Origin of the sequence: Caballeronia sp. SEWSISQ10-4 2 (assembly GCF_030464885.1) — a bacterium.
Classification (GTDB): domain Bacteria; phylum Pseudomonadota; class Gammaproteobacteria; order Burkholderiales; family Burkholderiaceae; genus Caballeronia.
Genome location: NZ_JALPRJ010000132.1, coordinates 1 through 15134, shown reverse-complemented (window position 1 = coordinate 15134; position 15134 = coordinate 1). Strand labels below are relative to the sequence as shown.

Below are 15134 nucleotides of genomic sequence, written 5' to 3'. Positions count from 1 at the left end.
CGTTTTCTTTGCTTCTGTTTCTTTTTCGCCGGTGGAAAAAGAAATGAAGTGCCGCTACGCACAGTGGTTAATAGTGGTAAAAAATCAGCTAACTCACGCAGACCACTAAGGCTGAAAGCACCAACCCGGCACCAACCCGGCACCACCCCCGACCACCACCCCCGACCACCACCCCCGACCACCAACCCCGACCACCAACCCCGACCACCAACCCCAAAACCCCGAAACAGAACCCCGAGTGCGAACGAACCCCCCCGGGTCAGGCAAAATCCACTATGACTTTCATCGCTTTCGACCGATCATTCGCGGTTTCGAAAGCCTTGAGCGAATCGCGGTAAGAGAAGATGTCCGATATCAGCGGCTCGGTATCGATCAACCGCTTGTTAAGCAGCTCAACGGCGATGGCAAATTCCTCATGAAACCGGAACGCACCACGCAAGTCGAATTCCTTGGCCACAATGATATTCATCGGCAGAGGCACGTCGCCCCCAAGACCAACCTGAACGATGACGCCACGCGGCCGGATCGCGTCGAACGCGCCACGCAATGCCGAGGCATTGCCGCTGGCTTCGAACAGCACATCGAACGTGCCCTTGCGTGCGGCGAAAGGCAGGAGCGCGTCGGGCGCCTGCAAGATGTTGAACGTCTCGTCGGCACCGACCTCGCGCGCGCTTTTAAGCGGCAATTCATTGACATCGGTTGCCACGATATGCGCGGCGCCGGCGCGGCGCGCTGCCGCCACAATCAACGCGCCGATCGGACCGCATCCCGTGACCAGCACACGCTTGCCGAGCAACGGCCCCGCGCGGCGAACCGCGTGAAGCGCAACCGACAGTGGCTCGGCCATGGCGGCTTCGGCGTCGGTCAGCGTATCCGAGACAACATGCGCCTGCGATCGATCGATCACGATCTCCTGGCGAAACGCACCCTGGACGTGCGGCGTGCGCATGGCGCTGCCGTAGTAGCGCATGTCGAGACAGTGGTTCTGCAAACCTTGCTGGCAGTATTCGCAGTGTCCGCAAGGCCGGCTGGGACTGATCGACACGCGGGTTCCGACGGGCATGTCGGTGACATCTGTGCCTGTGCGCGACACCACGCCGGATACCTCGTGCCCGAGCACCATCGGTTCCTTGATGCGAACCGTCCCAAAGCCACCGTGATTGAAGTAATGGAGATCAGAACCACAGATGCCGCCAGCGCGAACGCGGATCAGCAGTTGATGCGCTTCCGGTTCGGGAGTCGGAATATCTTCAATGCGTAAATCCAGCGGCGCGTGAATCACGAGTGCATGCATGACGAAAACCCCTTGTTGAGCAGTGCATTGAGCGGTGCGTTGAGCGTGCTCCACTCTACGGCCAGGTCTTCAGCTTGAACAAGATCGATTCGATCTGGACCAATAGGCCCGCCTTATGATCACAGTGCCATCCCGCTGCGCGCGGCCAGGGCCGCGCGCATTCACAACGAACCGGTCAGTCGATCAGAACCGGTGACGCAAGCCGATCGTCGCTTCAAACAGCGAGTTATAGCCAAAGAACGGTTGGTTCGAGCCTGTGCTACCCGCCAGCGTGGTCCATGCGCCGGTCAGGTGGTTGTAGTCCACGCCGACATAAACGTCGGTCCGCTTGCTGAGCAAGTAGTCAAGCGTCGTTCCAGTCGTGATCCGCGTCCCGCTTGCACTCGCGTGATGCAGGAAGTCGATATAAAACGGCAGCGCCACTTGCAGCGAAGGCGTGATGAAGTAGCTTGCTGCGACGGAAAACGAATCATTCCTGTAGTCAGCCGGATACACGTGGCTATAAATGTAGGAGCCGTAGATCTTGGCATCGCCGATCTTGTAGGTCGCGCCCGCAGTGAATACCTTCTGCGAACTGTCGGGGATCGTGATGCCGAAATACGTGCTGCCATAAGCCGTCGTCGATGGTGTCAGGCCACCAATATTATTGATGATCTGATAAGCAGCGCCCACGCTGAGCGGTCCGCGATCATAAGAAAGACTGACGGCCGGCGAAGAGTTCTGATGGACGTTCCCTGCAGTCTGGCCAAATGTGTACGCACTGCGCAGGGTGAAGCCGGCAAGGGTCGGCGAGGTATAGCGAGCCGTATTGTCGAGGCGTCCGCCGCCGGTTTCACCCGCACCCTGAAAGCCCGTGGTCCCGGTGTAGTTCGAGAACGCATAGATGTCATGCGTGTAGCCCATTTCATGCACGAGCGTGTACTGGCGGCCAAGCGTGACCGTGCCGTAGGACGACACGAGCCCGACCATGGCGGTACGGCCGAAAAGCCGGACCGCACCCGACGGGGTCGACTGCTGCGTCACGCCGGTGTTCGGTGTGAATCCGTTTTCGAGCTGGAAGATCGCTTTCATGCCGCCGCCCAGGTCTTCCGAGCCTTGCAAGCCCCAGCGGCTGCCCGACATTTCGCCGCCGCTTCCCATGGTGAAGAGCTTTCCGCCGGTCTTGTTCTGGTGGGTATCGAAGCGAATGGCTTCATCGATAATCCCGTAGAGCGTGACGGACGACTGCGCGTGGGCGACACTCATGGCACACGTTGCACTTAGTACGGCGAAGCAAATCTTTTTCATGTTGTTCCCCTGTTGTCGAAAATCCAAACCCTGTGTTTCATGGCAAGCGTTTGCGTATCGCCGGCGCGCCCCTGGGCGGGCTGCATTCGCTTATCGTCGCCCAACATTCCGGGCGCCTGCATGCTGCACTGCGCTCCCGGAACTGCCCGCTACGCGCCGGACGTCCGATCGGAAATCCGGCGCAGCGGAGCATTGGAGATGCTCCGGCATGGCCGTCTCGCACGGTCGGTAACAACGGGCCTTTGTTGATGCGCAACGTTAAGCGGGTGAAAAAGTTAGCGCCAAGACGTCTTTGCGCTGACGCAATAACATCCACTTATGGATGCGAAATCCGAGGGGCGAATGCGCGAGACTGGGGTTTTTGATGGCTGTCGGCGGGGCGGACCTTGCCCTATCATCTGAAAATCGAATGACTTTTCAGGCAACGAACGTGAATCTGCGGCGACTTAGGTACTTCGTGAAGATTGTGGATATCGGCAGCCTTACTCAGGCTGCCGAGGTTCTGCATATTGCCCAGCCGGCGCTCAGTCAGCAACTGATCACGCTCGAAAGCGAGTTTCAGCAACAACTCCTCGTGCGCACCAAGCGTGGTGTGACTGCGACAGAGGCGGGCGCGACGCTTTATCGGCATGCGCAACTCATCCTCCGGCAATATGAGCAAGCCCAGGCCGATGTAAAGAGCGCCGGGCAGACCTTGTCGGGATCCGTGTCGGTCGGGCTTGCGCCGGGGACCGGTGCTTCCGCATTGTCGCTGCCGCTGCTGACATCGGTGCGGGCGCGTCATCCGGACATTCTTCTGTATATCAACGAGAACTTCGGCACGACGCTCAGCGAACTCATCATGAACGGGCGCATGGACATGGCCGTGCTGTATGGCGACAAGCCGGTCCACGGCCTCTCATTTCAGCTGTTGCTGAATGAGGAACTCTTTCTCGTGGCGCCACGCAGCATGGGTATCGCCCCCGGTCAGATTGCCGTTACCGATTTGCGCGACGTCCCGCTGCTGCTGCCCAGACCTTACAATTACCTTCGAAAATACGTCGACGAAGGGTTTGCACGCGTCCAGATGGTGCCCAAGGTCGTCGCGGAGATCGAGTCGGCAACCACGCTGGCCGCGGCGGTGAGCGCCGGCATCGGGGCCACGATCCTGCCGGATTCGACCGCGCGCGTGGTGGCGGGCACGGGTGATGTCGTGCAATGCCGGATTGTCTCGCCCGTCATCAAGATCCCGCTTTCGGTCTGTTTGTCCGATCATCTTCCGCTTTCCGAACCGGCCGCGGCGGTCAAGGACATCCTGCTCGAACTGGCTGCGGACCTTGCGCTGGGCGTCACGCCCGTGACCAGCGCCGAGCCATAAGCGCGTCTTATCGCTACAAAGCCAAACCGTCTTGGCGAGAATCTTAAGCGCCGGATACATTGAGTTCATCGTAATTTGCCTGTGAGCGTGGCTCGCAGGCGTCGCGGTTTGCCGCACGCTGCCTGAGCGTCGGCGCACGAATAACCGGGCCGGACTCAATGATGGATCTAGAAAGAATCAAAGCCTTGATCGACCTGCTCGCACAGTCTCCACTGGCGGAAATCGAGTTGATCGAAGGTGACGACAAGGTTCGGCTCGTCAAGACGCCGGGCAGCCGCGAGGGTTCTGCCGGCGTTGTAATGGCACCCGTGATGCCTGCGGAGTCACGAGCCGCCGCACCAGTCGACCCACAAGCCGAAGTGCAAGCAGAGTCCCCTGCGCCTGCATCCGGCCACGCTGAAAGCGAAGCCCACGTGACCGAGGCGCCGATGTTCGGCGTCGTGCATCTCACACCGGCGCCGGGCGAAGCGCCGTTCGTGCAGGTCGGCGATACCGTGACGCAAGGCCAGGTGCTCTGCACCATCGAAGCGATGAAGATGTTCAATTCGATCGAGTCCGAGTTCACCGGCACGGTTCTCGCAATCCTTGTCAATGCAGGCGACGAAGTCGAGTCAGGCCAGCCGCTGTTTCGGATCGGACGCTGATCATGTTCAACAAGGTCTTGATCGCCAATCGTGGAGAGATCGCGCTGCGCATTCAGCGCGCTTGCCGGGAGCTCGGACTGAAAACAGTCGCGGTCCACTCGGAAGCCGATGCGGATGCCCGCCATGTACGTCTCGCCGACCAGGCGCTGTGCATCGGTCCGGCGGCACCCGGGCAAAGCTATTTGAATAGCGCGGCGATCCTGTTCGCCGCGCATGTCAGCGGCGCTGAGGCCGTGCATCCAGGTTATGGGTTTCTATCGGAGAACGCGGACTTCGCCGAGCAGGTCGAGGCAGCGGGCATGACTTTCATCGGTCCAGAACCTCGCTCAATACGCACCATGGGCGACAAGGTGGCCGCCAAGCGCGCGATGCGCGCAGCGGGTGTGCCTTGCGTTCCCGGCCCGGAAGGCGGCTTGCCTGAGGACCCTCAGGGCATCCTGAAGGCAGCTGCCGAGATTGGCTATCCGGTGATCGTGAAAGCGGCCGGTGGGGGAGGCGGCCGAGGCATGCGCGTCGTGCCTGACGCCGGACAATTGCTCGACGCCGTGGCCGTGACGCGCGAGGAGGCCCGTCGCGCATTCGGGAAACCTGAGCTCTATGTCGAGAAATTCCTCGAGCATCCGCGCCATGTCGAGATCCAGGTCCTGTGCGATACCCATGGCAACGCACTCTGGCTTGGATCGCGTGACTGCTCGATGCAGCGGCGGCATCAGAAGGTGCTGGAAGAAGCACCGGCGCCCGGCATCGATGCGGACCTGATCCGTGAGGTCGGTGAGCGCTGCGTTGAAGCGTGCAGGCAGAACCGGTACCGCGGCGTGGGGACGTTCGAATTTCTTTACGAGAACGGCGAGTTCTATTTCATTGAAATGAACACACGTTTGCAGGTCGAACATCCGGTGACCGAGATGACGTCGGGCATCGACGTGGTCCGAGAGCAGATTCGCGTCGCGCAAGGCCACGTGCTTTCGATGACTCAGGCGGACGTCATGACGCAAGGTCACGCGCTCGAATGCCGTATCAATGCGGAAGATCCGTCGACCTTCATGCCTTGCCCCGGCCGTGTCTCGCATTGGGAACTGCCGGGCGGAAACGGAGTACGCGTCGATTCCCACATGAGCGCGGGTCTCACGGTGCCGCCGTATTACGACTCCCTGATCGCCAAGGTCGTGACCCACGGCGCGAGTCGCGCGGAAGCGCTCGCACGTATGCGGATCGCGTTGTCGGAAATGCGCATTGAAGGCATTCGAACGAATGTGCCGCTACATCGCGCCGTACTCGACGACAACGACTTCTGCGCGGGCGGTGTGGACATTCACCATCTGGAACGCTGGCTGGCAAGGAGAACGAATTGAGCCCGATCCTCGAGCACGTGCTCGACGCAACGACTACGGGCACCCTGACTTCCGAGCGCCCTCAACGACATGTGCAAAGGAAAGCGCACTCGATGACCCTGATCGACGACCCGGTTCAAAAACCGCGAATCAGCCTGCTGGGGACGAGCGCGATGTTGTTCGAAGCACCCGGCGAACTCGATCTGCGGACGCAGCGCCGCATCTGGGCGCTCGGGCAACGTGCCGCGACGTGGGAGGGTATCCGGGAAGCGGTTCCCGGCATGTCGAACCTTATGCTCACGTTCGACCGGCCGCCGCGCCAGACGGCCTCCCTCGCGGCCGCGCTGAACGACGCCTGGGCAGAAGCCGAAGAGCTGTCGCTCGAAGGCAAGACCGTTGTGCTGCCAGTTCAATACGGCGGCGATTTCGGGCCGCATTTGAGCGATGTAGTCGCGCACACGGGGCTCGCGGTGGATGAGATCGTGGCGCTGCATAGCGAACCGCTTTATACCGTCTATGCCCTTGGCAGTCACCCGGGTTATTGCTATCTCGGCGGCATGGATCCGCGCATTGCAGCGCCGCGCCGCAAGGTACCGGTGCTCGGGTTGCCGGGTGGCGCGGTGTCCATCGGCGGCGTCCAGACCGGCGTCTCGGCGTCAGCCGGACCGAGCGGCTGGAACACGATCGGTCACACGGACATGTCGTTCTTCGACCCGGCCCGCACGAATCCGGCCATGCTCGCGCCCGGTGACATGATCCGCTTCCGGGTCGAGAGGATTGTCCGATGATCGAAGTACTTTCCAACGCTGCTCTGGCGACGATTCAGGATCAGGGCCGCCAGGGCTATCTCCGATACGGCGTGGGCACGTCGGGCGCAATGGACCGCGTGGCGCTCGCCGTGGGCAACCTGCTGCTGGGCAACCCCGACGATGCCGCGGGTATCGAAATCCCGCTGTTTCCGTTTCGCGTTCGCTTCACGGAAGACGTGGCGTTCGCGTTGACGGGAGCCGACTGTTCGGCGCGTCTTGGCGAGCGTCCGGTATTGCCGTGGTGGACCTTGCAGGCGAAGAAGGACGACGTGCTCACCATTGGCGTGCCCGCAAGTGGCGCGCGGTGCTATCTGCTGCTCAAGGGTGGCGTCGATGTGCCCATCGTGCTCGGGTCGCGCAGTACGCAACTGCGAGGCGAGTTCGGTGGCTTCCTCGGCCGGCAGCTTCAAAAGGGCGATTTCATTCAGGCAGCGGTGGCCGAATCGGCGCACAGCGAGAAGGAAGGGGATGCAGCCGGGTTCGGCGTGACGCCGCCGTCATGGACGCTTGGCGGACTTGAAACGAGTCCTGTAAGCGACTCCGCCGACACGGTTGTGCGCGTGTTGCCGGCTGCCGAATATGAGGCTTACGAGCAGGACTCCATCGAAGCGTTCTGGCGGGAAAGCTGGAAGGTCACGCCGCAAAGCGATCGCTACGGATATCGCCTTGGCGGGCCGGTGCTGAATTCAAAACGTCCGGTGGAAATGCGCTCGCACGGCATCGTGCCGGGTGTGATCCAGGTGCCGCCCAGCGGCCAGCCGATCATCCAGTTGCGCGACGCCCAGCCGTCGGGCGGGTACCCGAAGATCGGCACGGTCATCGAGGCGGATCTTTGGCGGCTGGCGCAGGCGCGTATCGGCTCGAAGCTGCGCTTTGTGCAGACGAGCTATGAGGAAGCCGTCGACGCGCTGGATGAACTCGACCGCTATATGACGAAGTTGCGGCACCTCGTCGGGCTTCATCGGGGCGACAGGCCGTAGCGAGATGACACAGGAAAAAGAATTGCAGCTCAGCGAGCTTGAACAAATCACCGGATGGCTCGAAACGGCGGGTATCGGGTTTATCGAAATTGGCGGGAAAGGGACGGTGGTTCGGCTGACGCTCGAAGGCCCGGCGCCCGAGGAGAAAAGCGCGGTGAATCCGCAACCCGTGCCAAGTGCGCGGGAGACGCAGGTCATCGCCGTTTCGACGGGTGTCCTGCTGACGTGCCATCCGATGCGATCAACGCCTTTCGTCGAAGCGGGTGCGGCGGTCAGACAAGGCGATGTGCTGGGTTTGCTGCGCATTGCAGAGCTTTGTCTGCCGGTGGTCGCACCTTGCGACGGTGTCGTTGTGAAGTGGCTGATCGAGCCGGGTGCAACAGTGGGATACGGGACTGCACTGATGACCCTCGCGCCGGCCCGCCACCTTTAAACGGAGTGACAACGTGGAAATCGATCTGAACGCGGACCTGGGCGAAGGCTTTGGCATGTACCGCATGGGCGAAGACGAAGCAATGATGGAGATCATCTCGTCGGCCAACGTGGCGTGCGGCTATCACGCGGGCGATCCGGTCATCATGGACCGGACCGTGCGCATGACGCTTGGACGGGATATCGACCTTGGGGCCCATGTCGGCTTTCCGGATCTCCTCGGGTTTGGACGCAGGCCGATTCAAGCCGATCCGCTTGAGCTCGCCAAGTACGTGCTGTACCAGATGGGCGCGCTCGCGGGCATTGCGAAAGCCGCGGGAGCGCATCTCACGCACATGAGTTTTCATGGCGCGCTCGGCAACATGGCGGCGGCATCGTACGAACTCGCCGAGCCGCTCGTGCGCGCTGTGGCCGATTTCGATGACCGCATCATCGTCAGCGTATCGACGAACACGCAGATCGAGCGTGCCGCCGACAAGATCGGCTTGCGGGTCGCCAATACTTTTCTCGCCGATCGTGCCTACGACAACGAAGGCAATCTCGTCTCGCGCAAGCTTGAAGGCGCCGTGATCAAGGACCGCGTAGCCGTGCTTGCCCGCGTCACGCAGTTGCTTGAGGATGGCACGGTTACGACGATCACCGGCGAGCGCTTGAAGATTGCCGCTCAGTCGATCCTGCTCCACGGCGACACGCCCGGCGCAGTCGAACTTGCGCGCACGGTGCGGGGTGCGATCGAATCGGCCGGCGGGCGCATCGTGCCGGTATCGCGGCTTATCAAGTGAGCGCCATGGCGCCATTTTTAGTGAATCAAGCAGAGGGGTAATTCATGCCGTTTTCAGACTACAAGACCGCTTTAGTGACCGGTGCTTCAACCGGAATGGGCGCTGCGATTGTTGAGCGCTTCTGCCGCGAAGGCCTCGAAGTTCATGCGCTCGCGCGCAACGCGGAGCGATTGAACGAACTGGCCGAGCGCACCGGATGCATCCCGCACGCCATCGATGTATGCGATCTCGAAGCCGTGACCCGGCTCACTGAAGAAGTGCCGTTCGATATCGTCGTGAACAATGCGGGCGTGTCACGCAAGGGTTCGATTCTCGATGCCAACGTTGAAGATGTCGACGTGCAGGTTGAAGTCAATCTTCAGGCGGTGCTGCACATTGTCAGGTTGACCATGCCCGGCATGGTGGCGCGCGACCGCGGCCATATTGTGAACATCAGCTCGATTGCAGCCATCTATAACTTCGGCGGCAACTCGATCTATCACGCGACCAAGGCGGGCATTCACGCGTTGTCGCGCCAGTTGCGCGTCGATGCAACCGGCAAGCGCGTGCGCGTGACCGAGATCTGCCCGGGCCGCGTGGCTACCGATATTTTCGGGCACGTGCACGGCGATATCGACGCGGCGCGCAAGCAGTTCATCGATGGCTTCGAACTGCCATTGCCGTCTGATATTGCCGATGCCATTGCGTTCGCCATTGCAGCGCCGCTCGCGGTCAACATCAGCAACATGGAAATTCTGCCAACGTTGCAGGTGCCTGGCGGCCTGACAACGATCAAGCGTGACTAAGCTCATTGCATCATCAGGAGATCACCCTATGCGTTCTTCCGTTCTCGTCACACGGGCATCGTTTCCCGACATCGTCGACAAACTGCGTGAACATTTCGACGTGACCGACAACCCGTCCGACACGGTGTGGACCCAGCAGGAACTGATCGCACGCCTGCAAGGCAAGCGCGGAGCCGTGACGGCGGGTAGTGACCGGATCGATGCAACCCTGCTCGACGCCTGTCCGGAACTGAAGGCCGTGTGCAACATTGGCGTGGGCTATAACAACGTCGATGTCGACGCGTGCACCGCGCGCGGCGTGCTCGTCACCAACACGCCGGACGTGCTGACACACACCACGGCTGATTTCGGCTTCGCCCTCATGATGGCCGCCGCCCGTCGAATGACCGAGTCCGAGCATTTCCTGCGGGCGGGCGACTGGGTCACGACCGGCCGCTTCGATATGTTCGTGGGAGGCGACGTGTATGGCGCCACGCTCGGCATCCTGGGCATGGGCCGCATCGGACAGGAGATCGCAAAACGTGCGTCGCGCGGGTTCGACATGGACGTGATCTATCACAACCGCACGCCGTTGGCCGCGGCCATAGAGACAGAGTGCGGCGCGCGTTATGTCGAGAAGGAAGTGCTGCTTCGCGAGTCCGATCATCTGATCCTGGTCGTGCCTTATTCCGCCAGTTCGCATCACGCGATCGGCCGGGCGGAGCTCAAGCAAATGAAATCGTCGGCGACGCTGACGAACATCGCGCGAGGCGGCGTAGTCGATGATTCCGCTCTCGCCGAAGCACTGACCGAAGGCAGCATTGCCGCCGCCGCGCTCGATGTATTCGAGGGCGAACCTCGGGTCAATCCCGCGTTGCTGGCCTGCAAGAACGTCGTGCTGACGCCGCATATTGGCAGCGCGTCGATCAGGACCCGGCGCGCAATGGCGTCGCTCTGCGTGGATAACCTCATCGCCGCAATGAACCGCGGCCGGGTGCTCACCCCGGTTAACCCGCAGGTTCTGACGCAGGCGCCGGCACCGGCCTGAGCGGTGGATATCGACGTCGCTCAAGGACGTGCTTTGCTTACGCCCGGAGGGACATTGAAGGCTCTTCAGGGGATACTAAAAAATCTGCGCGGATCCTTTTCTGGCTTGGCTCTGGCGCATCCATGCCGCGGCCATTCCCGAAACTTATCGTCCCAGATGAAAGGCGTCTGCATGGTCGTTTTTTTGCGAGCTAGTATGAATTCAAGGCGAACGTCGACACGATCTTCCGGCAGTCAAAGGGGGATGTCATCGACCCACCCGGGCACCGGTATCAGGGTGCTCTGAACCCTTTGGACGCGTGACATGAAACTTCATTTCGACTTGGCGACAGTCCTGCGAGGCGACTACGGCGCATTGTTCCTGCATGGCGTCGAGCTTACGCTCGCGATGGCCGGACTGGCGTGGTGCCTGTCGCTCGTCGTAGGTATTCTGCTGACTCTGATCCGCCTGACCAACCGGAGGCCAGCCACGTTGTTCGTGGCTACCTTCGTGGCCTATCACCGTAACGTGCCGACGCTGGTGCAGATCCTGTTCTGGTACTTCGGCATCTCGACCCTGCTGCCCATGCCCCTGCAAGACTGGTTGAACCAGTACAACGGCCAATTCATCTTCGCGGTCATCGCGATCGGGCTTTGCAGCGGCGCTTATCTGTCGGAAGACATTCGCAGCGGGTTGCGAGCCATTTCCTACGGTCAGTACGAAGCGTCGCGCGCACTGGGATTGAACTTCGTCAGCGGCATGCGTTACGTGATCCTTCCTCAAGCCTTGCGCAATTCGATTCCGCCGATGGTGAACCACGCTGTGGTGCTGTTCAAGAACACCAGCCTCGCGATGGCGATCGGGGCGGCGGAACTCACCTACGTCACTCGCAAGGTCGAGAACGAAACGTTCCTGTCGTTCGAGTCCTATCTGATTGCGACCGTGCTGTACCTCGCCCTTTCACTCGTGATCATGCTGGCCGGCGCCCGGATCGCAGCGCACTACCGCATTCCGGGAGTCAGGTGATCATGTTCGACGTCTTGCGCGACAACTGGACCTTGCTGCTGATCGGGCAGTATCCGCACGGCCCGATTGGCGGAATCGTAGTGACAATCCTGCTGTCTCTATCAGCACTCGTCATTGCCATTCCGTTAGGTATCCTCGTTGCATTGGCTCGCATCAGTCACTTCAAGGTATTGCGTGCCCCGGCAACGGCGCTTGTCTACACGGTCCGTGGCGTGCCGCTGCTGATGGTCATATTCTGGGTTTATTTCCTTGTTCCGGTGCTGACGGGTTATCCCGTGACCGGATTCGTGACCATGCTTTGTGCTCTCGTGATCTACGACTCTGCGTATCTCGGCGAGATCATTCGTGCCGGCATTGAAGCTTTGCCGAAGGGACAGACCGAGGCGTCAAGAGCGCTGGGCATGAGCTACCTGAAGACCATGCGCGCGGTGATATTGCCGCAAGCGCTCTATAACGTGGTTCCCAGCATGGTCACGCAGTTTGTGTCCACCATCAAGGAGACGTCGCTCGGATACATCATCAATGTCCAGGAGATTTCCTTTGCAGCGGACCAGATCAACAACCGGCTTCTGACCAAACCATTCGCCGTCTACCTGATTCTCGCGTTGAGTTATTTCATTCTTTGCTATGCGCTCACGCAGCTGGCTCATTACCTTGAGCGGCGCGTGACACGCAAGCGGGCTGGAAAAGCCAACAAGGCGCGTCCCGGTGCGGAGCAATCGCTCCTTGAAACGGCTGTGAGCGAGCACTGAGCGCCTAATCATTCAAAGGATCCGACATGATCAAATTTTCCGGCGTGAACAAATGGTATGGCGAATATCACGCGCTTGTGGATGTGAACGCCGAGGTACGCAAGGGCGAGGTCGTCGTGGTATGCGGTCCGTCCGGTTCGGGAAAATCCACGCTGATTCGCACGGTCAACCGTCTTGAGGAAATCGACCGCGGCAATATCTCGTTCGACAACCAGGACATCCACGAAAAGAAAATCAGCCTGAATGCGTTTCGCAGCAAGGTCGGATTCGTGTTTCAGCAATTCAATCTGTTCCCGCATCTTTCCGTGCTCGACAACATCACGCTGTCGCCCATGCGCGTACGCGGCATGAAACGCGCCGCGGCCGAGCGCAAGGCGGCAGACCTGTTGTCGCGCGTGGGACTTGGCAACAAGGCGCAGGCGTTTCCGGGCCAGTTGTCGGGCGGCCAGCAGCAACGCGTGGCGATTGCCCGCGCGCTTGCAATGGACCCACCGGCCATGCTCTTCGACGAACCCACGAGTGCGCTCGATCCAGAGATGGTCGGTGAAGTGCTTAGCGTCATGAAGAGCCTCGCGCAGGACGGCATGACGATGATGTGCGTGACTCATGAAATGGGTTTCGCTCGCGAAGTGGCGGATCGCGTGTGGTTCATGGATGCGGGAAAAATCATCGAGACCGCCGAGCCGGAAGAGTTTTTCTTGCATCCGAAGCATGAACGGGCCCAGCGTTTCCTGTCGGATTTGCGCACCCACTAAAGAAGTATTCGTATCACGGTTTTCAAGCCAGGTCTTTCTCAACTCAATCCAGGTCAGGAGTTTTTCGATGCGTTCAAAAGCGGGATTAGCAAGCATGCTGGCGCTTACAGGGTGGGTCGCGTGCATCGCGTCTGCCCAGGCAGATCAGCTGTCCGATATCAAGGCGCACGGTACCTTGAGTTGCGGCGTGTACTCCAATGTAGAACCGTTCTCGTATCCGAACCCGCAGACGCGTCAGCTCGAAGGCATGGATGTGGATATCTGCACGGCGATTGCCAAGCAGATCGGCGTAAAAGTGAGTCTGGAGCCGCTGGCCGTCGAAGCGCGCATTCCGCAACTGAAACTGGGCCGCGTAGACATGGTGGTGGCGAACCTTGCCTATACCAAGACCCGAGCCACGCAGGTTTCCTTTAGCGATGCATATTATTTGACCAAGGAAGTACTGGTCGTCAAGAAAGCCGATGCCGGGAAAAAGCTTGCCGATTTCGCAGGGCAAAAAATCAGTGCGGCCGATGGCTCGACTTCAGCGCAGTCAATTCCTATCTCGATCAAGGATGGTCAGGCGGTGACGTTCCATGACACCAGTTCGGCCTTCCTGGCGCTGCAGCAGGGAAAGGTGAAGGGTTTCGTTACCAACCAGATGACCGCGATCAAGATTACCAAGCAGGTCGAAGGATCTGACGGCGCGGTCGCGATTGCGTCCGAACCCATGTTGCTCGAACCGATCGCCGTTGGCTTGCGTCAGAACGAACCGGCCATGCTCGGCGCCGTGAACAAAGCATTGACAACGCTTGAGGCGAGCGGTGAAATGAGCGCGATCTTCGACAAGTGGCTCGGCCCGAAGACGCCTTACGGCCTCTCGCGTACCGACAAGGTGACGCCGATCGATCAGCTCAAGTTCACTCCGGTTTCCTGAGCACGGCATATCGTGAACGCGCGAATAACAAGGAGACGTTTTTGAATCAGATGCTCAAGATGTTTGATTTGTCGGGTAAGCGGGCGCTCGTTACCGGGTCGAGTACCGGGATCGGTTTTGCGCTCGCTCGAGGACTCGCGGCTACTGGCGCGACGGTGGTGCTTAACGGCCGGAATGAGGCGCGCCTTGCGGAAGCGGTGGAGCGACTGCGCGCTGAAGGCCTGAGCGTCGATGCAATGAGTTTCGATGTGACGTCTCCGTCGGAGGTATCGGTGGCGATCGAGAGCATCGAACGTGAGCACGGGCCTATCGACATTCTTGTCAACAACGCCGGGATGCAGCGGCGCGCGCCTTTGGACCAGTTTTCGCACGAGCAGTGGCAGGAGTTGATGAGGACGAACGTGGACAGCGTGTTTCTGGTCGGACAGGCGGTCGCGCGCTTCATGATCACGCGTGGCGCCGGCAAGATCGTCAATATCTGCTCGGTTCAAAGCGAACTGGGGCGCCCTGATATAGCAGCCTATACGGCGACAAAAGGGGCGGTGAAAATGTTGACCAAGGGCATGGCGATCGACTGGGGCAAGCACGGCATCCAGGTGAACGGGCTTGGACCGGGCTACTTCAAGACCGAGCTGACCGAGGCGCTTGTCAACAACAAAACGTTTAGCGCATGGCTCATCGGGCGTACGCCGTCGCGGCGGTGGGGTGATGTGGAGGATCTGGTGGGTGCCGCTATATTCCTCACGAGTTCGGCCTCGGACTTCGTCAATGGACATATTCTTTATGTCGATGGTGGCGTGACGGCCACGCTCTAAACAAGGTCGTTCACACTCGGGGTTGGACGGGGTCCGCTGGCGCTCGTGGGGCTGGGTTTATGCCGGGGTGCTGCTTTCGGTGTTAGTGGTCTGCGGGAGTTAGCTGATTTTTTTTATCACTATTAGCCACTGTGCGTGGCGGCACTTCATTTCTTTTTCCAAC

The 15134-nt window shown here is 60.2% G+C and carries 16 protein-coding genes; 14 read left to right on the top strand and 2 right to left on the bottom strand.

Features of this window, described 5'->3' with window-relative positions; all coding sequences use genetic code 11:
* Positions 1-259 precede the first annotated feature (259 nt).
* Complete coding sequence (locus M0D69_RS41145) at positions 260-1294, bottom strand: L-idonate 5-dehydrogenase (RefSeq protein ID WP_301787534.1); 1035 nt, start codon at positions 1292-1294, stop codon at positions 260-262.
* A gap of 183 nt (positions 1295-1477) precedes the next feature.
* Entirely contained in the window at positions 1478-2581 is a 1104-nt protein-coding gene (locus M0D69_RS41140) for a porin (RefSeq protein WP_301787533.1), read from the bottom strand.
* A gap of 409 nt (positions 2582-2990) precedes the next feature.
* Here M0D69_RS41140 and nac point away from each other — a divergent pair, with 409 nt between their 5' ends.
* The 14 genes from nac (at position 2991) to M0D69_RS41070 (ending at position 14971) form a co-directional block, all read left to right on the top strand.
* Positions 2991-3938 carry a nitrogen assimilation transcriptional regulator NAC gene (gene nac, locus M0D69_RS41135; RefSeq protein ID WP_301787532.1) on the top strand — a complete coding sequence of 316 codons (948 nt, stop codon included), beginning with the start codon at positions 2991-2993 and terminating at the stop codon, positions 3936-3938.
* A gap of 161 nt (positions 3939-4099) precedes the next feature.
* On the top strand, positions 4100-4582 hold the full coding sequence (gene accB, locus M0D69_RS41130) for an acetyl-CoA carboxylase biotin carboxyl carrier protein (protein ID WP_301787531.1): 483 nt from the start codon (positions 4100-4102) through the stop codon (positions 4580-4582).
* A 2-nt stretch (positions 4583-4584) separates the two neighbouring features.
* On the top strand, positions 4585-5934 hold the full coding sequence (gene accC, locus M0D69_RS41125; RefSeq protein WP_301787530.1) for an acetyl-CoA carboxylase biotin carboxylase subunit: 1350 nt from the start codon (positions 4585-4587) through the stop codon (positions 5932-5934).
* A 92-nt stretch (positions 5935-6026) separates the two neighbouring features.
* Positions 6027-6701 carry a 5-oxoprolinase subunit PxpB gene (gene pxpB, locus M0D69_RS41120; protein ID WP_301787536.1) on the top strand — a complete coding sequence of 225 codons (675 nt, stop codon included), beginning with the start codon at positions 6027-6029 and terminating at the stop codon, positions 6699-6701.
* Complete coding sequence (locus M0D69_RS41115) at positions 6698-7702, top strand: biotin-dependent carboxyltransferase family protein (RefSeq protein ID WP_301787529.1); 1005 nt, start codon at positions 6698-6700, stop codon at positions 7700-7702. Before pxpB ends, M0D69_RS41115 begins: the two co-directional genes overlap by 4 nt.
* Positions 7703-7706: 4 nt before the next feature.
* Entirely contained in the window at positions 7707-8135 is a 429-nt protein-coding gene (locus M0D69_RS41110) for a biotin/lipoyl-containing protein (protein WP_301787528.1), read from the top strand.
* 13 nt (positions 8136-8148) lie between these two features.
* Positions 8149-8916: a LamB/YcsF family protein gene (locus tag M0D69_RS41105; protein WP_301787527.1), complete on the top strand. Its 768-nt coding sequence runs from the start codon at positions 8149-8151 to the stop codon at positions 8914-8916.
* A 44-nt stretch (positions 8917-8960) separates the two neighbouring features.
* On the top strand, positions 8961-9701 hold the full coding sequence (locus tag M0D69_RS41100; RefSeq protein ID WP_301787526.1) for an SDR family oxidoreductase: 741 nt from the start codon (positions 8961-8963) through the stop codon (positions 9699-9701).
* 28 nt (positions 9702-9729) lie between these two features.
* Entirely contained in the window at positions 9730-10728 is a 999-nt protein-coding gene (locus M0D69_RS41095; protein WP_301787525.1) for a D-glycerate dehydrogenase, read from the top strand.
* Between the two features lie 303 nt (positions 10729-11031).
* Positions 11032-11733, top strand: coding sequence for an amino acid ABC transporter permease (locus M0D69_RS41090; protein WP_301787524.1), 702 nt, complete (start codon positions 11032-11034; stop codon positions 11731-11733).
* Between the two features lie 2 nt (positions 11734-11735).
* Entirely contained in the window at positions 11736-12485 is a 750-nt protein-coding gene (locus M0D69_RS41085; protein ID WP_301787523.1) for an amino acid ABC transporter permease, read from the top strand.
* Positions 12486-12511: 26 nt separating this feature from the next.
* Positions 12512-13240, top strand: coding sequence for an amino acid ABC transporter ATP-binding protein (locus tag M0D69_RS41080; protein WP_301787522.1), 729 nt, complete (start codon positions 12512-12514; stop codon positions 13238-13240).
* Between the two features lie 67 nt (positions 13241-13307).
* On the top strand, positions 13308-14156 hold the full coding sequence (locus M0D69_RS41075) for a transporter substrate-binding domain-containing protein (RefSeq protein WP_047848093.1): 849 nt from the start codon (positions 13308-13310) through the stop codon (positions 14154-14156).
* Between the two features lie 50 nt (positions 14157-14206).
* Positions 14207-14971 (top strand): SDR family oxidoreductase, encoded by a 765-nt coding sequence (locus M0D69_RS41070; protein ID WP_301787535.1) that lies wholly within the window; start codon positions 14207-14209, stop codon positions 14969-14971.
* Positions 14972-15134 lie beyond the last annotated feature (163 nt).